At 44.2% G+C, this 18,176-nt stretch carries 19 protein-coding genes; 13 read left to right on the top strand and 6 right to left on the bottom strand.

The window, feature by feature from the left end; genetic code table 11:
* Positions 1 to 27: 27 nt before the first annotated feature.
* The gene (msrB, locus tag L3V32_RS08460) at positions 28 to 438 is read right to left on the bottom strand and encodes a peptide-methionine (R)-S-oxide reductase MsrB (protein ID WP_005396508.1); all 411 of its coding nucleotides are present in this window, start codon (positions 436 to 438) and stop codon (positions 28 to 30) included.
* 337 nt (positions 439 to 775) lie between these two features.
* On the opposite strand from msrB, the gene gap reads away from it, so the two are divergent.
* The 10 genes from gap (at position 776) to L3V32_RS08410 (ending at position 10,890) form a co-directional block, all read left to right on the top strand.
* On the top strand, positions 776 to 1,771 hold the full coding sequence (gene gap, locus L3V32_RS08455) for a type I glyceraldehyde-3-phosphate dehydrogenase (protein ID WP_012841556.1): 996 nt from the start codon (positions 776 to 778) through the stop codon (positions 1,769 to 1,771).
* A gap of 158 nt (positions 1,772 to 1,929) precedes the next feature.
* Positions 1,930 to 2,814 carry a D-hexose-6-phosphate mutarotase gene (locus tag L3V32_RS08450; RefSeq protein ID WP_012841555.1) on the top strand — a complete coding sequence of 295 codons (885 nt, stop codon included), beginning with the start codon at positions 1,930 to 1,932 and terminating at the stop codon, positions 2,812 to 2,814.
* Between the two features lie 199 nt (positions 2,815 to 3,013).
* On the top strand, positions 3,014 to 5,050 hold the full coding sequence (locus L3V32_RS08445; protein ID WP_124008378.1) for a methyl-accepting chemotaxis protein: 2,037 nt from the start codon (positions 3,014 to 3,016) through the stop codon (positions 5,048 to 5,050).
* Positions 5,051 to 5,146: 96 nt separating this feature from the next.
* Positions 5,147 to 5,974 carry a 23S rRNA (guanine(745)-N(1))-methyltransferase gene (gene rlmA / locus L3V32_RS08440; protein ID WP_006741742.1) on the top strand — a complete coding sequence of 276 codons (828 nt, stop codon included), beginning with the start codon at positions 5,147 to 5,149 and terminating at the stop codon, positions 5,972 to 5,974.
* Between the two features lie 97 nt (positions 5,975 to 6,071).
* The gene (locus L3V32_RS08435) at positions 6,072 to 7,019 is read left to right on the top strand and encodes a ChaN family lipoprotein (protein WP_237284109.1); all 948 of its coding nucleotides are present in this window, start codon (positions 6,072 to 6,074) and stop codon (positions 7,017 to 7,019) included.
* Between the two features lie 251 nt (positions 7,020 to 7,270).
* Positions 7,271 to 7,630, top strand: a complete 360-nt coding sequence (locus L3V32_RS08430) for a hypothetical protein (protein WP_047010122.1) — start codon at positions 7,271 to 7,273, stop codon at positions 7,628 to 7,630.
* A 397-nt stretch (positions 7,631 to 8,027) separates the two neighbouring features.
* Entirely contained in the window at positions 8,028 to 9,605 is a 1,578-nt protein-coding gene (locus L3V32_RS08425) for an alkaline phosphatase (protein WP_134647269.1), read from the top strand.
* Positions 9,606 to 9,741: 136 nt separating this feature from the next.
* Complete coding sequence (locus tag L3V32_RS08420) at positions 9,742 to 10,041, top strand: ribbon-helix-helix domain-containing protein (protein ID WP_031780613.1); 300 nt, start codon at positions 9,742 to 9,744, stop codon at positions 10,039 to 10,041.
* Between the two features lie 151 nt (positions 10,042 to 10,192).
* Positions 10,193 to 10,588 carry a VOC family protein gene (locus L3V32_RS08415; RefSeq protein ID WP_005397245.1) on the top strand — a complete coding sequence of 132 codons (396 nt, stop codon included), beginning with the start codon at positions 10,193 to 10,195 and terminating at the stop codon, positions 10,586 to 10,588.
* Between the two features lie 17 nt (positions 10,589 to 10,605).
* A complete protein-coding gene (locus L3V32_RS08410; RefSeq protein ID WP_053808794.1) occupies positions 10,606 to 10,890 on the top strand; it encodes a putative quinol monooxygenase in 285 nt (94 codons plus the stop codon).
* A gap of 69 nt (positions 10,891 to 10,959) precedes the next feature.
* On the opposite strand, the gene L3V32_RS08405 is transcribed toward L3V32_RS08410, so the two are convergent.
* Positions 10,960 to 12,558, bottom strand: a complete 1,599-nt coding sequence (locus L3V32_RS08405; protein WP_012841550.1) for a mechanosensitive ion channel family protein — start codon at positions 12,556 to 12,558, stop codon at positions 10,960 to 10,962.
* Between the two features lie 267 nt (positions 12,559 to 12,825).
* Positions 12,826 to 13,269 (bottom strand): YcgN family cysteine cluster protein, encoded by a 444-nt coding sequence (locus tag L3V32_RS08400; protein ID WP_109169778.1) that lies wholly within the window; start codon positions 13,267 to 13,269, stop codon positions 12,826 to 12,828.
* A gap of 188 nt (positions 13,270 to 13,457) precedes the next feature.
* On the opposite strand from L3V32_RS08400, the gene L3V32_RS08395 reads away from it, so the two are divergent.
* Both L3V32_RS08395 and L3V32_RS08390 read left to right on the top strand, forming a co-directional pair.
* Positions 13,458 to 13,706 (top strand): GlsB/YeaQ/YmgE family stress response membrane protein, encoded by a 249-nt coding sequence (locus tag L3V32_RS08395; RefSeq protein WP_005397239.1) that lies wholly within the window; start codon positions 13,458 to 13,460, stop codon positions 13,704 to 13,706.
* Positions 13,707 to 13,832: 126 nt separating this feature from the next.
* Positions 13,833 to 14,081, top strand: coding sequence for a YkgJ family cysteine cluster protein (locus tag L3V32_RS08390; RefSeq protein ID WP_025574470.1), 249 nt, complete (start codon positions 13,833 to 13,835; stop codon positions 14,079 to 14,081).
* Positions 14,082 to 14,099: 18 nt separating this feature from the next.
* Here the strand turns inward: L3V32_RS08390 and L3V32_RS08385 are convergent, their stop codons facing one another.
* Genes L3V32_RS08385 through L3V32_RS08375 form a run of 3 tightly spaced genes read right to left on the bottom strand, consistent with a single transcriptional unit; the run spans position 14,100 to position 16,461 of the window.
* Complete coding sequence (locus L3V32_RS08385) at positions 14,100 to 14,759, bottom strand: transcriptional regulator (protein WP_176319622.1); 660 nt, start codon at positions 14,757 to 14,759, stop codon at positions 14,100 to 14,102.
* A gap of 28 nt (positions 14,760 to 14,787) precedes the next feature.
* On the bottom strand, positions 14,788 to 16,065 hold the full coding sequence (locus tag L3V32_RS08380) for a serine dehydratase subunit alpha family protein (RefSeq protein WP_237284107.1): 1,278 nt from the start codon (positions 16,063 to 16,065) through the stop codon (positions 14,788 to 14,790).
* Between the two features lie 15 nt (positions 16,066 to 16,080).
* Positions 16,081 to 16,461, bottom strand: a complete 381-nt coding sequence (locus L3V32_RS08375) for a RidA family protein (protein WP_237284106.1) — start codon at positions 16,459 to 16,461, stop codon at positions 16,081 to 16,083.
* Between the two features lie 317 nt (positions 16,462 to 16,778).
* On the opposite strand from L3V32_RS08375, the gene L3V32_RS08370 reads away from it, so the two are divergent.
* A complete protein-coding gene (locus tag L3V32_RS08370; RefSeq protein WP_048625843.1) occupies positions 16,779 to 18,038 on the top strand; it encodes an amino acid permease in 1,260 nt (419 codons plus the stop codon).
* The last annotated feature ends 138 nt before the right edge of the window (positions 18,039 to 18,176 follow it).

Genomic DNA, 18,176 nt, shown 5'->3' with positions numbered 1-18,176 from the left:
AAAACACTATCGAGCACAATTTTGTCGTTATTGTTCTGATTTGTTGAAAATTAACGACACTGAATTAACACAAAAACGCTCACCCGTGGTCTGTGGGCCATCTTCAAAAACGTGCCCTAGATGGCTATCACATGTGGCACAACGAATCTCTGTACGTACCATTCCGTGACTCAGATCTTCTAAATAGCGCACCGCTTGATCATTGATGGGCGCATCAAAACTTGGCCAACCACAGCCAGAGTCATACTTGTTATCAGAGACAAAGAGAGGGGCATTGCAACAGGTACAAGCATAAACACCCGTCTCTTTATTATGCAGTAGTTTACCGCTGAAAGGCGGTTCTGTACCTTGCTCTCGGCAGACACGAAACTCTTCTTCAGAAAGTTGCTCACGCCACTGCTCATCTGACTTCGCCACTTTTTTCCCGTTTTGTTCCACGACTTTCTGCTCCTTCTTTACTGTTTTTGGTATTGACTTTTTTAGCAAAAAACTTGCTTCTCTTAACAGTTGTAGCACATACTTTCTCACCAGGACACCATGCGTAATTAATTTGATAAGAGCACTTATCTCACCAGTTATATTACGCCAACTGGACTACAGAAGAATCAGTTAAAAGTTTAAAAAACGAACATTTGCGAAGAATTGTTAAAAAAAGCGTCGCTTTTTTTTGACTTTAAACAAGTTAAGTTCGATTATCACTTGCAGATGTTTACTGGATTCTGTAATTTTACTACCAGTTATCTTTAATCAGAAATTAAGTTGTGGAGCAACTATAATGACTATCAAAGTAGGTATTAACGGTTTTGGCCGTATCGGTCGTTTCGTATTCCGTGCAGCGCAAGAGCGTGCTGACATCGAAGTTGTAGGTATCAACGACCTTATCGACGTAGATTACATGGCATACATGCTTAAGTACGACTCAACTCACGGCCGTTTCAACGGTACTGTTGAAGTTGAAGGCGGTAACCTAATCGTTAACGGTAAAACTGTACGTGTTACTGCAGAGCGCAACCCAGCGGACCTTAAGTGGGACGAAATCGGTGTTGACGTTGTTGCAGAAGCAACTGGTCTTTTCCTAACTGACGAGACTGCACGTAAGCACATCGAAGCTGGCGCGAAGAAAGTTGTTCTAACTGGTCCTTCAAAAGACGCTACTCCAATGTTCGTAATGGGCGTTAACCACGCGACTTACGCTGGTCAAGACATCGTTTCTAACGCTTCTTGTACTACTAACTGTCTAGCGCCTATCGCTAAAGTTCTTAACGACAAGTTCGGTATCGAATCTGGTCTTATGACTACAGTTCACGCTACTACAGCAACTCAAAAAACTGTAGACGGTCCTTCTGCTAAAGACTGGCGCGGTGGTCGTGGTGCTTCTCAAAACATCATCCCATCTTCAACTGGTGCTGCTAAAGCTGTAGGCGTTGTTCTTCCAGAACTAAACGGCAAACTAACTGGTATGGCTTTCCGCGTACCAACAGCTAACGTTTCTGTAGTTGACCTAACAGTTAACCTAAAAGAAGGCGCATCTTACGAAGCTATCTGTGCAGCAATGAAAGAAGCTTCTGAAGGCGAGCTAAAAGGTGTTCTAGGTTACACTGAAGATGCAGTAGTATCTCAAGACTTCATCGGTGAAGTTCAAACTTCTGTATTCGATGCTAAAGCTGGTATCGCTCTAACTGATAACTTCGTTAAAGTTGTATCTTGGTACGACAACGAAATCGGTTACTCAAACAAAGTTCTAGACCTAATCGCTCACATCTCTAAGTAATTAGATAGTTAGCAATTAGCGAATAACTTCGTTAAAGAAAAGGCGGCTCTAGAGTCGCCTTTTTTGTATCTGGAATTTGAGAGAATACCTCGGCGCTGTTGCATTGTATTTGCGACGGATGTCAAAACCCTATTTTCCCCAATGATAGGAAACAGCACATGGATTTAAAAACTCTCCCAGCTCTAACCGTGTTATCTGATAACGTTACTGTCGTTGAAATTGATCAGGTCAAAGTAGTACGTGTTATTCATGAGAAAGCGACAGCAGGCATCTCCTTACATGGTGGTCACGTTGTTTCGTTCACTCCTGCTGGTCATGAAGATTTGATTTGGATGAGCGAGAAGGCGATTTTCGACGGGAAAAAAGCCCTGCGAGGCGGCATTCCCGTTTGCTGGCCATGGTTTGGGCGTATTGCAGCACCGGCTCATGGTTTCGCACGTACTGCTGAATGGGAGCTGGTTGAACATCGCGAGAACGATAACGGCGTGATTGTTGAACTTGCTCTGTTCCCGACAGAAGAAATCCACGACATTTGGCCACATATGTTTGACGCTCGTTTGGTGGTTGAAGTTGGCGATGAGCTAAAAGTGACACTCAAAGTCATGAACATCGATGACGAAGCTTGGACCTTCTCTGGCGCGTTACATACTTACCTAAACGTTGGAGACATTAAGCAAGCACAAACGACAGGCATGGGTGCCGAGTACATTGATAGCTTGAAAGCTGATGCGGTATGCCAAGGTGGTGATGTTCTGCAACTCACAGACACCATTGATCGCGTTTACACGCAACCAGAAGCGAAAATTTTGGTAAAAGATCCGGAACTGAATCGTACATTAAGCGTGGAAAACCATGGTCATAACTCCGCGGTACTTTGGAACCCTTGGGCAGAAGGTGCACAAGGTATGGCTGATATGGCTGACGATGGTTACCAAACCATGCTGTGTGTTGAATCTACTGTTCACGCTCCAAGTATCGAGCAAGGTAAAACGCTCCAGCCAGGTGAGACTCATGAACTTGTCACTGTAATTTCAGTGCAGTAGTTATAACCAGATCAAAGGTCGGGAATACCCGACCTTTTTTGTAATAAAAGCCCCACCTAGATGGTCCTCTCTCAACTAACTTATTGGTTATCAGTCACTTTTGACTATTTCATTAATAAATATCAAAAAATTCGATCATATAAACCGATAGCATGCCGATACAAAACTCATAAATAATAAAAATATCAGGAACTGATCTATGTTAGAGAGATACCGAAATCAAAGTGTCGGATTCCAGTTAAAGCTGGTTATCACTTTGTGTCTATTCATTGCTTTCAGCAGTATTGCTGCGCTTGTTTACCGTAACGCTTCCGATGTTCTATTGGAAAGCACCCTTAAAGAGCACCAATCTAAAGTAGAGTCGATGGCTAAAACCATTGCAGGCCAATTCGATGCTTATCTGCATACCGCTAAAGTGCTCGAGTCCACTTTTCGTAATGGCTACCTTGCCGGTGTTTATGTCGAAAACTATACGGTTGATTTCATGGGGCATGAAATACCAAACATCACTCAATACAGTGAAAGCTTAATTAACGACACAAAGCTGGTCGATAGCTTCACACGTGATACCGGTGCTATCGCGACTTTATTCGCGCCTTTGGGAGATGACTTTATCCGTGTATCTACCTCACTAAAAGATCCACAAGGTCAACGAGCAGTGGGAACCACACTAGGGCTCGACCACCCAGGTTATCAGCAACTAAAAGCTGGTCAGCCATATTACGCTCAAATAAAGTTGTACGGCGAACGCTACATTACCTATTACTCTCCAATTAAAGATGCTACAGGAAAAGTTGCAGGGTTATCGTTTATTGGTTTGCCCGTAGATCAAGCAACACAAACGCTATTCGATGCGCTAGAGGAGATTAAATGGGGCGATACTGGCTATACCATCATTGTCGACAACGACGACAACAATCTTGGTAAGTACCTACTCCATCCGACTAAAAGTGCAACCGACCCTTCAATCACAGAAGTTCGTGACTACGAGGGTAATAAGCCTTTCCATAAAATTTTTGAACAAAAGAGCGGATTAATTCTCTACCCTTACCAATTCGGCTCAACAGTCGGCGAAAAGTACTTAGTGTTTACCGAAGTACCAGGCTGGAACTGGAAACTACTGGGTGGTACGTTCATCAAAGAAGTGACCAAAGGCAGTGATACACTACTCAAACTTATCGCCATCATTTCTTCGGTAGCAGCAATCATTACTTTTGTTGTACTGACACTTTTCTTGAATCGCAGCTTAAAACCTCTGACCGTTCTAAACTCCTATATGACTCGCTTGGCGGGCGGCGAGGTCAGCTTGAACGTCCCATCGTCTCGTAAGGCATCAAAAAATGAAATTACTAACCTGAATACGGGTGTCGCCAGTATGGCAAGTCAACTCAATGAACTTGTTGGTAAGATCCGTTCCACAAGCGACTTAGTAGAGAGCAACTCCAACAGCGTTGCCAATGATGCCCATAGCAATTTAACCCAAGCTGACCGCCAACAAGAAGAAGTAGAACAAGTGGTAACAGCAATCGAAGAGATGGCCTCTTCTGCTCAATCGGTTGCCCAACAAGTCGAAAGTATTGCGGAAAACGTACGCTCAGCGAATACCGATAGTCAATCTGGTCTCGCGATTGTGGAAGGCGTATGTATCGATGTTGCTCAACTTAACGATCAGTTGGATCAATCAGCAGCGGCTATCGAGCAAGTCAATCGCGATAGTGAGAGTATTCAAACCGTCACGAAGATGATTGATGAGATTGCAGAGCAAACCAACCTACTTGCGTTGAATGCAGCCATTGAAGCCGCACGAGCAGGTGAGCAAGGTCGTGGCTTCGCAGTTGTAGCAGATGAAGTGCGCACACTTGCGCACCGTACACAAAGCTCAGTTCAGGATGTAGTTGAAATTATTGAGAAGCTAAAAGGCTCTACTCATAATGCAGTTAATATGATGACTGACAGCCAACGCAGTGCCAATCAGGTCTTAGACAAAGCACAAGACGCGGGTACAGCATTAGAAGCTATCGCAGTACAAGTCCAGTCGATAGCGTCTCAAGCCGACGCCATTGCTGCGACCTCAGAAGAGCAAGCGCAAGTATCCCAAGAAATTGCTGCAAATGCCCATTCTATCAGTGAGCTAAACCGAGAAAGCCGCGACACCAGCGCGAAAACCTCGCAAAGTGCCATTGAACTGCAACAACAAGCTCGGAACTTGAAAGAGCAAGTCGACTTCTTCCACTAATACTGAATATGAGCCGATTCCATCGGCTCTTTTTGTTTCACTTGAGACCACGCTTTTTGATAGAATTTGCCGCCCTACTTTCTGTTCGAGATCGTCATGAACTATCAATGCCCTTTATGCCACCAAGCTCTAGCGTTAAATGAAAAAACGTTTAAGTGCGAAAACAATCATCAGTTTGACTTAGCAAAAGAAGGCTACGTTAACTTGATGCCAGCGCACCACAAACGTTCTAAAGATCCTGGTGACAATAAAGAGATGATGCAAGCTCGTCGTCGATTCCTTGAGGGGAATTACTACAACCCAATGCGCCAAGAGGTTGCGCAGCTGTGTGCGAAATACACAGAGGGAACCGATCATCAATTATTAGATATTGGTTGCGGCGAGGGTTACTACACGGATCAAGTGCAGAAAACGATACAAACGCAAACGGACGATGCGACGATATATGGATTGGACATTTCAAAAGTTGCGATTCGTTATGCGGCGAAGCGCTACACACAGTGTCACTTTAGCGTCGCTTCTAGCCATCGGCTTCCTTTCGCGAATGAATCCTTAGATGCTATTTTGCGCATTTATGCCCCTTGCAAAGCAGAAGAGCTTCAGCGCGTTGTAAAAGAGAACGGTGTGGTCATCACGGTGACACCTGCTAGTCGCCACTTATACCAACTACGTGAACGCATTTATCAAGATGTTCGTCTTCACAGTGAAGAGCCAGAACACATTGAAGGATATGAATTAGAGCATCAACAACATCTTAACTATGTTATGAATTTGAAGGACGGGGCCGCATTCGATTTATTGCAAATGACGCCATTCGCATGGAAAGCAACCGATGCACTTCGTGAAGAGTTGAAGTCCGCTACACTCTATCAGTGTGAGGCTGATTTTATGCTGCGCGTATATCGCAAAAAGTCCACTCAGTAATAATAGTGGCAACCAACAAACGCAAATAGTTATCATTTATATTGATTCATTGCTCAGCCTCCATTAATATCATCCGGACATTTTTGGAGGCTTTTCAATGCGCTTTTCTATTTTAAGCTTGCTCTTTGCTGGCTTACTTACTGGTTGTTCTTCTGTTCCATCAACCAACTCTCACCCTACCTCTGCGGAAGTCACTACTTTTTACGACTACCAACTTTACACCCCTTCTGGCGAGCACATCGCTCTAAGCAAACTACCAAAAGAGCTGCGACAAGCAGATGTTATTCTTATTGGTGAATGGCACACACATGCCGGCGTTCATCGCTTTCAAACCGATATGCTCAAACAACTTTCATCTTATGACCGCCCACTCGCGTTATCAATGGAACAATTTACCCGCGACAAACAACCTGTTGTTGACGCTTACCTGCGTGGGGAAATCGGTGAACAGTACTTGATGAAACAAGCCAATGCTTGGCCCAATTATGAGAGCGACTATCGCCCTCTCGTTGAGTTTGCTAAGCAGAAAAATCTCCCGGTGATTGCAGCGAATGCACCAAAGGGCATTGTCCGATGTATTGGTCGTCAGGGGATAGACTACGTTAACAAGCTCGATGATGAGCAGCGAACGTTTATTGCAGAATCCATCAACACGGCCAGTAGTCCATACAAAGAGAAGTTTATGGCATCCATGCATCATGGGAAGCCAGAACAAACCGAGAAACAGTTTGCAGCTCAAGTAACTTGGGATGAAACCATGGCAGAGTCTATCGTTAACTACCTAACCGCCACACCAGGTGCCCAGGTTGTTCATGTTGCAGGCAAGTTTCATACCGAGCAAGGACTAGGTACAGCTGCATCCATCTTAAGCCGCAACCCGAGCTTAAGAGTGGTTGTAATTAGCCCAACAGATAATGTGCTTGCCGATAATACTGACTATCAGTTAGAGGTTCTTGCACCACCAGTACGGTATGTACAAGATGCTCACCGCATGGCGGCATATCAACACCTCACTAAGCGCAATAGCGATCTTCAATGTAAGTAGCTGGTCTTCAATTTAAGTTACTACCTTGTCGTTGCGTTGCATCATCACACTGCTCCGAGTTCATAGAGTGACAACGGTCTGCTTCCTGCTGGTCTATTTTTTGCTAATGATCACGAATAGAAACCAGAAGCGGCAAAAGCAGACCTGTTTTTATCCAAATAGCTTCAGAAATAGACTTTGCCGCCGATAGTAATATAACTGCTTTTTACCCGCACTCAGTGAACGAGTGTCGATGTTCCAAGGAGTATTCGATGAATCCAGTAGGAAGCACTTCTGTTAATAGCTATGCCAAACAATCTGTCGCCTCTAAGCAAACAAGTATTGCACAAGAGGAAGGCAACGCTTCGCCGCTAAAAGTCGAACACAATAAGGTGACACTGTCTACGGAGGGCAAAGCGCTCCTCGCCGCTCTGCAGCAAATCGAACACGACAGTAAGAGAGTAGAAGCAGAAGATAAATCTGTTGGTGAAAAAGTGGAGTCCTTTACACATGGCGCACTTGGCATGGATCACCCTGACAAAATCGAGGAAGAAGAAGACGGCTCATACTCTGCGGGTCAATACCTTTCTGCGGCCCTCACTGTCGGTGGCATCATATTAGCGTTGGTCTAATAATCGTTACGACAATAAATCCTATTTGAATAAATCACTAACTGCAGCCCATAATTTGATACGTCAAAGAACGATATGTCGTAAACGTAGGTTATATACTCCTCAATTCGACCGCTCTTATGACCTTAAAACGCATACTCGTTTATTGCTCCCTAAACTAGGTTTCTTGTGAAGGCACTGAATGGATAACTTTAGTCCATGCTTTCAACTCCTAAGCGTAATCCAAGCCCACGTTTGTGGGCTTTCTTCTTTCTAAATTCACAAACGTTAGAGGTTGATTCACTTTTTCTACAAACCCAAGCAAAGACGACAATTTAGTTAAACTTTTATTACCGACACAAAATCGTCATAAATCATTGTTTTAATACCAGCGCTTTCAATAAACAAGGAAAATATAATGAAGCGCTTAGTATCTCCAATCGTTACCGCAGTGGCAGCATCAACCCTCTCTTTTAATGCACTCTCGGCCGAAATCAAAAACGTTATTTTGATGATCGGCGATGGCATGGGGCCTCAACAAGTTGGTCTACTAGAGACTTACGCCAAACACGCACCTAACTCGATTTACCAAGGCGAAACTACCGCTTTGTATAAACTCGCTCAAGAAGGTGTGATTGGATCATCACTGACCAATCCAGAAGACGCGATTGTCGTCGACTCTGCGTGCTCCGCAACGATGCTAGCAACAGGAATACCTACCGCTTCTGAAGTCATTGGCATTGATAGCCAAGGCAACCACGTTGAAACCATTTTGGAAAAAGCCAAAAGCAAAGGTAAGGCTACGGGTCTCGTCTCTGATACACGTATGACTCATGCAACGCCAGCCGCATTTGCCGCTCATCAACCACACCGTTCTCTAGAAAACAGTATTGCGGCGGACATGCTAGAAACTGGCGTAGACGTGATGATGTCTGGCGGACTTCGTCATTGGATTCCAAAGTCGACAAACGACAAGGGAGAGACATACGAGCAACTTGAAAAGCTCACTGAAGGTAATGTCTACCTAAAGTCGAAACGTAAAGATGAGCGCAACTTGCTTACTGAGGCGCAAGACCAAGGTTACAACCTGGCTTTCAGCCGCGATATGCTCACACAAGCTAAAGGTGACAAATTACTTGGACTTTTTGCTTACTCGGGCATGAACGATGGTATTGCCTACAGTCAAAGCAAAAACGATCCAAAACGTACGCAGCCATCACTGAAAGAAATGACCACCAAAGCAATCGACATCCTTTCAAAAGACAAAGACGGCTTTTTCTTAATGGTTGAAGGCGGTCAAATTGACTGGGCTGGCCACAGTAACGATGCGGGTACGATGCTGCATGAAATGATCAAGTTCGACGAAGCGGTAGACTCGGTTTATGAGTGGGCAAAAGGCCGTGATGACACACTGATCATTGTTACCGCTGACCACGAGACCGGTTCTTTCGGCTTTAGTTACTCATCAGCAAACTTGCCTAAACCGCAAAAACGCGACGGCGAAGCATTCAAAAATCAAGATTACGCGCCAAACTTCAACTTTGGTCAGTTCGAAATCCTCGATGGTTTATACAACCAGAAGAAAAGCTACTACGGTATGATCAGCGAATTCCAAGCGCTTGATAAGAAAGCTCAAACACCAGAGAAGTTTGCAGAAATTGTGAATGCAAATAGCGCTTTTTCGATTACGCCTGAGCAAGCAGAACGCGTATTAGCAAGTAAACCAAATCCATACCGACTCGCTGGACACAAATACTTAAGCGAAGAGAACGTTCCGACAATCAATGACTTTGATGCGTTCTTTCCTTACAACGACCGTGGCAACTTGCTAGCTCGTGAGCATGCAACAAAGCAAAACACAGTATGGGGAACGGGTACTCATACGCATACCCCAGTCAACGTATTTGCTTGGGGGCCGGCAGAAACTATCCTTCCGGTATCAAAAATCATGCACCACTCTCAGTTAGGTGAGTACTTAAAGCAACAAATCAAATAATCGGCTTGCACTTACTTCACGACTCGTGATGTTCAAACGCTCTCGTAAGGGAGCGTTTTTTTATGCATGAAAATAGTTGACGTTTTAAACAATAAACCTCAATAATTATAGGTCTTTGATTATATGAATGAAGAAAATGTGCGAAATATTTGCTAAGCAGCCCCAAGACAACTATCAGTTCATCACCCGCTCTATCCGTATTGATGGTCACGCCACAAGTGTAAAACTTGAAGCAAGCTTTTGGACGATTCTTGAGGAAATTGCTAACGCTCAAAACATGACTGTTCCTAAGTTTATTAGTACGGTCTATCAAGAAGCGCTCGAATACAATGGTGAAGTAAACAACTTTGCCTCCCTACTTCGCTGCGCCTGTCTCACTTACGCTCGCCAGCCTAAAGAGACGATTCGTCAAGCACTGACACAACTAAACACTTAATAACAACCAACCACTGACCAACCTACCAATAACCCTCATAGGCTATGCAACAGAGTTGTAAGCCATTGAGCATGTTCTAATTTGTCGTACTAGAGTACTACCCAGACTCCTTTTGAACTCGCTAACCTATGCGGACTATCAAGGAGTACCCATGACAAAAATGATTCACACCATGATCCGAGTCAGCGATCTGGACCGTTCTCTACAATTTTACCGCGACGTACTAGAGCTAGAAATCAAAGACCAATACATCTTTGATGGTTTTTCTCTGACCTATCTAGCCAACGAAGAAACTGGCTTTGAATTAGAGTTGACACACAATCACGATCAAACTGAGCCTTACACTCACGGCTCAGGCTACGGTCACCTTGCTGTCAGCGTAGAGGACATCGAACAAACTCACAAACGCATTAAATCTCTCGGTATTGAAGCGGGTGACATCAAAGCTTTTGATCACCAACAAAAGCATTTGGCAACGTTCTTTTTTGTGACTGATCCTGATGGTTACAAAATTGAGTTCTTACAACGCCAAGGGCGTTACCTATAACAAAAAGAGTAAACATCATGATTCACTTGACTGCTACCTTTCACGCACAACCGGGAAAAGAACAAGAACTGAAAGCAGTGCTCACCCGAGTACTTGAACCCACTCGCAATGAGGAAGGTTGTGTTCGTTATCAGTTATTCCAAGATAAAGACAATGCGTGCCACTTCGTTTTTCAAGAGCAATTTAAAGACCAACAAGCGTTCGATCTTCATGGTAAAACAGAACACTTTTCTCTTTTGATTAGCCAAATCGACAACTTGTTAGAATGCGAACCGAAATTAGCGTTCTTTAACGAACTGTAAAAACACCGCTTAATGCAAATAAAAAGGCACTCTTTACTAGAGTGCCTTTTCGTACTGTTGTGGCTGTGATTACGCGTCTTGCTTCTCTACCATGTGCAAATGCACATCTTGTTGTGGGAAAGGAATCGAAATGCCTTCTCGGTCAAAGCGCAGTTTCACTTCTTTTGTCACATCCCAATACACGTCCCAATAATCATCAGTTTTTACCCAAGGACGAACAATAAAGTCTACAGATGATGTGTTTAACGTATGCACTTTGATCATCGGCTCTGGTGTACGAAGTACTGCAGGGTGAGAAGTAATGATATCAGACAGCACTGACTCGGCTTTCAGCAAGTCATCCGCATAGCCAATGCCAAACACCATATCCACACGGCGAATGCGCTCGTGTGTGACGTTCTTAATCACATCTCCCCAAATTTTACTGTTAGGTACAATAATAATTTGGTTATCAAACGTACGGATTGTGGTGTTCACCAAACTCATATGGCTTACCTTACCATCCACGCCACCAGCATACACAAAGTCACCAACATCAAATGGGCGGTAAATAAGCAACATCATACCCGCCGCGAAGTTGGACAAGGTGTCTTGCAAAGCGAAGCCGATAATCACACCAGCAATACCAAAACCAGTTAGGATCGGTGCTAGGTTCAATCCAAGCTGAGATAGGCCCACCATGATACCAATCACCCACACGAATTTGCCGGACATTGATATAAAGAAATCCTGCATCAAGTGTGAGAGCTTTAAGTTTTTCGATGAAACCGCCTTGCTGACCACTTTGCGCGTTAACTTCGCGAGCCCACGAGCGATCAATAAAATCAGCGCAAATACAAACAACTGGAAAATGTGCTGCGGCGCATTTTCGGCAAACCAGTCTAGCGCAGAGTTGGACCAATGGCTCAGTATTGACCACACTACTTTGGTATTCAGCAAGTCATGGGTGATATTCCCTGTCACTTCGAAAATTTGGCGTTTGTATTCGGACGTTTCTAAACCGACTTTATCGCCAATCGAAATTAAATTGCGTAGGCTTTCCGTCGCAATATTCAGTCTTTGTTTAGTAATAAGCTGACTAAGCTGCAGTGACGCTTTTTCCGATTCAGGGCTTGACGAAAGTTGAGAGCCGATGATTTCACTTTGCTGGCTCAAGTACTCAATTGAGGCAGACAGCAAACGCATACGTTTATCAACTTTATCCTTTAGTTCCGCTTCTGCGCGCTCATTTTGAGCCCCTAACTCTTTCAGCCAAGCAAGGTTTTGCCAACTTGAATCGAAGCTGACATCGAGGTAATGCTGTAACTCTCGGTAATCATTAACAAGAGCAAGTTTCTCTTCATCCTTGGCTTTATTTAAATCTTCAACGACTTTCTTTATTTTTTCCGACAGATAGTTCGTGGCGTCCTCAGAGTATTTTTCCTGCTTTTTAACCAAGGAGATCAATTTGTCGTGAGGGATAGTTTCACGTTCAATCGCTGATGCTAACTGACTTCTTAACTCTTCATTTTTTTGGAACAGCTGTAGTTGAAGCGCGTCGCGCTCATCACCACTCGCTTGCGAGAGACCTTGGGATAAATCCACAATTTCTCGATTCAAGTTATCAATAGAAGTTTCGGCAGCAGAGGGCTCTGGCGTATCCTGAATATCTTTCGCATTGATGACCATAGGGGTCATCATACCGAGGATGAGCGTGAATAATGCCACCCAAGATGTCAGGCGTATTTTCTGGGGGAAATGAAACGTCATGTTTACCTCTTAGGGAACAGTTCTGATCAAAACGACCAAGAATAGAAGTGTAAAGCCTTGAAATTATATACCTAAGTTTACAACACTAAATAATAAACTGAGCAGCATTTCGTTAGTTGGGCGTCAAAGTTGAGAAACCCAATAACAAACAAGCCTTTCATTATTAGATGAAAGGCTTGTGTAAATTTAACTAGGGCGATTGGGGTGATTCAGAATATGGTCTTCCCAATCCACCACATCAATCTCGTATACCACTTTATTGCGGACACTTTCGCCCGCCGCGTGCATCGCAGATTTCGAGCCCGTAATCAACGGATGCCATTCTGGTAAAGGCTGCTTTTCAGCCAACAGGCGGTAAGCGCACGTATGCGGCAGCCAAGTAAAATCGTCGATGTCTTCGCGCGTCAGCTTGGTGCACTCTTCACCCGAAGTAAAACGATTTGGGTAATCCTTACAAGAACACGTTTTGCTATTTAGCCAGCTACAGGCCACATTGGTGTAATAGATTTCATCGGTATCTTCGTCCATTAGCTTATGCAGGCAACATTTACCACAACCATCACAGAGAGATTCCCATTCCTCTTCTGTCATCTGCTCTAACGATTTACTTTGCCAAAATGGAGTGCTCATACTTCAGGTCTCACCAAGGGAATTTAGGGGGCGATTTATACCCCTCTCGACGCAAAAGTTCAAGTTTTGAGAAGATCTCGAATCATTCACACATAACAGTAGAGATATTCAACTACTTTCGCTTTACTGTTCTATCCTTAAACAAGTTTCCATTACTCAATTGATCAAGAAGGCATTAAGGAGTTTTCATGGGTATTATTTCTTGGATTATTTTGGGCTTAATCGCCGGTGCACTCGCAAAATGGCTCATGCCAGGAAAAGATGGGGGTGGCTGGATTGCGACAATGCTACTCGGTATTGCTGGGGCGTTTGTCGGCGGCTTTCTTGGCGGTATTCTGGGTTTCGGCGGGGCAACTGGCGTAAATATCGGTAGCATAATCACCGCAACGCTAGGCGCATTTATTCTGCTGTTTGTTTACAACCGCTTCTTGAGATGATCACAACGGTTTAGAAGCCAAAAGGAGCACTCTATTGAGTGCTCCTTTTTATTTTTTCTTAGGCGACTCTTCCAATCCACGTCAAAATGACCATAATTGCCCCTCAATTTTTAAGAGGTTTACATTATGGATTGTCGACTAGGATGCGGAGCTTGCTGTATTGCGCCAAGTATCTCTTCACCGATACCTGGAATGCCCAAGGGCAAACCAGCAGGTGTTCGTTGCGTACAACTCAACGATGATAATTTGTGTAAGCTGTTTGGTAAGCCTGAGCGCCCTAACGTTTGTCACGATTTTAAACCGTGTCCGGTTGTGTGTGGCAAAACCAACCAAGAAGCGCTCGACAACATCACTGAGCTAGAGCAACTTACTTAATCTATTCAGAGCCCCCGTTTAGTCGTTACCAAGCTCTCGCAAATACAAGTAGATGGTATCGCGCGAAATGCCAAGATGGTTTGCAACCATTAAAACAGCATCTTTGTATTTAAAAATGCCCAAGCCGTGCAGTCGCGTCACCAGTTCACGGTTACGTTTAGAAGGCGCAATGGCTTCATTTTCCCACACTTCTGTTTGTACGGTTTCTATCGTGCTGATGATGGTTTCATCGATATTACGCGCAAACGTTTCTGGTGAGCGAGCACCACCAACACAACACTCGGAGTGTTGCTGAGGCAGCATTGCCTTTAAAAACGCCTGCATCGGTGCATCCATATCCACGTTGATACACAGCAAACCAATCGGTTTGTTTTTTGGATTTCTGACAATGGTCGTAATGGAGTGCAAGGTCTTTCCGTTCGACGTTTTCGTCAGGTACGAATCAGAAACGTCCTTGCCCTCTCTTAACTTCATTCTCGCTAAGTTGGTAATTGGGGCACCTTCACTGCGTTCCGTCACGTGCCCGTTTGCGATTTTGATGATTTCCGGCGCTTCGGCATCTAAGCTGTGGAGAACCACTTCAGTGTGTTCACCATACATGCGTGCAATGCCATCCACGACGTTTTTCATAGAGTTCAAAATATCGAGATCACTCTTGGTGAGTTTCTTTAGTAGCAATGTTACTTCCCTTAGCAAAAACTGGAGGTTAGGCCGACATAATATCGATAATAGATTTGTCAGTATACGGCATACCGAAACGAACCATTGAGCCTACATTTCTTATCGTTTGCTCAACTTCTTCGCCTACTATACCTTGATTCTTAACACTGTGGTTACCCATCGCCATCAAATATGAGCGCACCGCCGTTGTCGATGAAGTACACACTTTCATCGCACAAGAGGACTTCGCACCATCGCACACCATACCTGAACTGTCGCTGATGACGTTTTGAATGGCGTAGCATGATTGCTCGAATGTACCACCAGCTAAATACACCAGCGCCATAGATGCCGCCGCACTGGTAACAGTGTTGCCACAAAATGCGGATAACGGTGGGTAATAAGATTTGATGTAAATAGCCCCTAAATGACTCATGATCAACGCGCGAGCCAGCTGTTCTTCGTCGTTTTGAAATGCTTCTGCCGCAACTACAACTGGCATTGTAGCGGCAATACCTTGGTTCCCACTGCCGAAATTGCTCATGGCTGGCAACGTCGCCCCTCCCATGCGAGCATCAGACGCCGCGGATGTCATCATCTGTATGCGACTCATTAAGTCATTGCCCAATAAGCCTTGCTCGATGTTGCCTTTTAGCGTGCGTCCAATTTCTAGGCCATAGCCTCGGTCGATACCCTCTTGAGCGAGCAAGGTATTAAGCTCTGCTGCTTGGAGAATGAATTTGATCTCTTCAAAAGGCGCTTGAGTGGCAAACTCATAGATTTGTTTGATCGAAATATCCACACCTTCACAAATGGAAGCGGTCGCAACGCGTTGCTGTGATGGGGCATCAAAAATCACGTCGCCATTACGCATGATCTGAAGAATGTTGGTGTGACCGCCACTGATCGTGACCGAAACAACATCGTCACCAGAGGTGAGCGTTACGTTGCAATAAATGAATTCTTGCGTATCCATACGCGCTATGGTTACTCGCTCTTCATCTATCAATTGTTGCGCAGCAGCGACATCCTGCTCATTAATCCGAGCCAACACTTCCAGTTCTGCTGTTGGGTCACCGGCTAATGCACCAACTGAGGCGGCAATTTTGAGGCCTATCTTGCCCGTTCCGGGTACGAAAACACACATCGAGTTTTTAAATAGGTTGTCTGAAACACGCACCTCTATCGCATCAATATCGGATGCGCCCAACTCTTTTCTAGCAACTGCTGCCGCGTACGCAGCAGCAATGGGTTCTGTACATCCTAATGCAGGTTTCACGACTTGCTTAATGATTTGGATATATTGTGTCCATTGCTGGTTCATGCTCTGTTCTCCGTATTACTTTTTACGAGCAATCGCTTCGACTTCAATTAACACGCCAAGAGGTAAATCTTTCACTGCGAAGCAACTGCGTGCTGGACAATCTTGTTGGAAAAACTCTGCGTAGACCTTGTTAAACTCGGCAAAGTCATTAATATTCGATAGGTAACACGTTGTTTTTAAAACAGTATCGATACTGCCACCACCAGCCTCTAAAACGTGCTTCAAGTTAGTAAGAGATTGATGACTTTGTGCACTGATGCCGCCTTCAACGACTTTTCCTGTTGCCTTATCAACGGGTAATTGGCCAGAAGTAAAAATCAAATCGCCATAGCTAGTGCCATGTGAATAAGGTCCGATAGCAGCAGGCGCGTGTTCAGATGAAATCAATTTTTTCATTTTTAAATCCTCACATAAATTTTATTTTTTATTAAGAAGTTTCTAATTCAACTTCCGTATTAGCGTTATTTTTTCAATTAAATATGAATCAAACAACTAGATAAGATCACAAAATTCGTTAAAAACTCCAATTTATTTGAACTTCTTCGCCAAGATCTCAAATTTATCTGAATTTTCCACAAAAAAATTGGTGATATGCATTTTCTCAATTAAATTTGAGAAAAATTCATACTAACAAGAGAAACAATAAAATGAGCGTGACAGTACCTACACAAACCTTACCTATCGGTAAAGAGCCACCGCACGTAAAAGCAGGCATGGCCCTAGATGAGTGGAAAGCCGCGATCAAGTTTGATAGCACAGACTGGGGATGGGTGATCATGAGTATCGGCATGGCAATCGGTGCCGGTATTGTCTTTTTACCAGTAAAAGTAGGCGTATTGGGCCTTTGGGTATTCTTGGCCTCTGCCGTGATCGGCTATCCAGCGATGTACTTGTTCCAACGCCTTTTCATCAACACTCTCTCAAGTTCACCAAAGTGCCAAGATTACGCTGGCGTCATTTCCGGTTACCTTGGTAACAAATGGGGGGCGTTATTAGGTGTGCTCTACTTCATCATGTTGGTGATTTGGGTCTTTGTTTACTCAACAGCCATCAACAATGACTCGGCATCTTTCCTACATAGTTTTGGCATCACGGAAGGTTTATTGTCTGAAAACCCGCTATATGGTCTGGCTTTAGTGTGCGCGCTGGTCGCTATCGCATCTCGTGGTGAAAAGATTTTGTTTAAGGTCAGTACTGGTCTTGTACTGATTAAACTTTGTACCGTTGCATTACTTGGCGTCATGATGATCGAAAAATGGGATGTAGCGAATGTCGGTGCAATTCCAGAAACAGGCGCTGGTTTGAAAGATGCAATTGAGCTACTGCCGTTTACTCTAACGTCTATTCTCTTCATTCAAAGCTTGAGCCCAATGGTGATCTCATACCGCTCAAAAGAAAAATCGATTGAGGTTGCTCGCTTTAAAGCCATGCGCGCAATGAAAATTGCTTTCGGTATCTTGTTTGTGACCGTCTTCTTCTACGCGATTTCCTTTACGCTTGCGATGTCACATGAACAAGCGGTTAAAGCAGCAGAAGAGAACATCTCTGCTCTTGCGATGGTTGCGCAAGGTATGGACGGCACGACGCTAAAACTAATGAGTTTGATGCTGAATATTTTCTCAGTAATGACTGCGTTTTTTGGCGTGTACTTAGGTTTCCGCGATTCTTGCCAAGGTCTAGCGATGCTGGCTCTAAAAAAGGTCATGCCTGAAGAGAAAATCAACAAAGACTTGGTCACCAAGGGAATCATTCTCTTTGCGATTCTCATGGCGTGGGGTGCAATTGTATTGAATCTACCAGTTCTGAGCTTCACATCAGTATGTAGCCCTATCTTTGGTTTGATTGGCTGTTTGATTCCAGCTTACCTTGTCTACCAAGTGCCTTCTTTACACAAATACAAAGGCGCGTCGCTTTACTTGATTATTGCGACTGGTATTTTGTTGTGCGTATCGCCTTTCGTCGCATTTAGCTAAAACCTACGTAGCCTTGGCTGTTACTCAGGTAGTGATGGCCAAGGCAACCTTAAGATTCAACCTATCCTCTCCCTGCTTTTCTCTCATCCTTGAGAATTCTTGCCACGTACCGTCCTATTTGCAGTCTTTACGCGATCT

It is taken from the genome of Vibrio sp. J2-4 (assembly GCF_021728155.1).
Lineage (GTDB): Bacteria > Pseudomonadota > Gammaproteobacteria > Enterobacterales > Vibrionaceae > Vibrio > Vibrio diabolicus.
Note: the sequence above shows the minus strand (reverse complement) of the source record. Positions and strands in the feature narration are given on the sequence as shown.

Excerpts from the sequence above, each read along its gene's own strand:
- gap (WP_012841556.1), top strand. The coding sequence starts at position 776 with ATGACTATCAAAGTAGGTATTAACGGTTTTGGCCGTATCGGTCGTTTC.
- L3V32_RS08450 (WP_012841555.1), top strand. The coding sequence starts at position 1,930 with ATGGATTTAAAAACTCTCCCAGCTCTAACCGTGTTATCTGATAACGTT.
- L3V32_RS08445 (WP_124008378.1), top strand. The coding sequence starts at position 3,014 with ATGTTAGAGAGATACCGAAATCAAAGTGTCGGATTCCAGTTAAAGCTG.
- rlmA (WP_006741742.1), top strand. The coding sequence starts at position 5,147 with ATGAACTATCAATGCCCTTTATGCCACCAAGCTCTAGCGTTAAATGAA.
- L3V32_RS08435 (WP_237284109.1), top strand. The coding sequence starts at position 6,072 with ATGCGCTTTTCTATTTTAAGCTTGCTCTTTGCTGGCTTACTTACTGGT.
- L3V32_RS08430 (WP_047010122.1), top strand. The coding sequence starts at position 7,271 with ATGAATCCAGTAGGAAGCACTTCTGTTAATAGCTATGCCAAACAATCT.
- L3V32_RS08425 (WP_134647269.1), top strand. The coding sequence starts at position 8,028 with ATGAAGCGCTTAGTATCTCCAATCGTTACCGCAGTGGCAGCATCAACC.
- L3V32_RS08420 (WP_031780613.1), top strand. The coding sequence starts at position 9,742 with ATGTGCGAAATATTTGCTAAGCAGCCCCAAGACAACTATCAGTTCATC.
- L3V32_RS08415 (WP_005397245.1), top strand. The coding sequence starts at position 10,193 with ATGACAAAAATGATTCACACCATGATCCGAGTCAGCGATCTGGACCGT.
- L3V32_RS08410 (WP_053808794.1), top strand. The coding sequence starts at position 10,606 with ATGATTCACTTGACTGCTACCTTTCACGCACAACCGGGAAAAGAACAA.
- L3V32_RS08405 (WP_012841550.1), bottom strand. The coding sequence starts at position 12,558 with ATGGTCATCAATGCGAAAGATATTCAGGATACGCCAGAGCCCTCTGCT.
- L3V32_RS08400 (WP_109169778.1), bottom strand. The coding sequence starts at position 13,269 with ATGAGCACTCCATTTTGGCAAAGTAAATCGTTAGAGCAGATGACAGAA.
- L3V32_RS08395 (WP_005397239.1), top strand. The coding sequence starts at position 13,458 with ATGGGTATTATTTCTTGGATTATTTTGGGCTTAATCGCCGGTGCACTC.
- L3V32_RS08390 (WP_025574470.1), top strand. The coding sequence starts at position 13,833 with ATGGATTGTCGACTAGGATGCGGAGCTTGCTGTATTGCGCCAAGTATC.
- L3V32_RS08380 (WP_237284107.1), bottom strand. The coding sequence starts at position 16,065 with ATGAACCAGCAATGGACACAATATATCCAAATCATTAAGCAAGTCGTG.
- L3V32_RS08375 (WP_237284106.1), bottom strand. The coding sequence starts at position 16,461 with ATGAAAAAATTGATTTCATCTGAACACGCGCCTGCTGCTATCGGACCT.
- L3V32_RS08370 (WP_048625843.1), top strand. The coding sequence starts at position 16,779 with ATGGCCCTAGATGAGTGGAAAGCCGCGATCAAGTTTGATAGCACAGAC.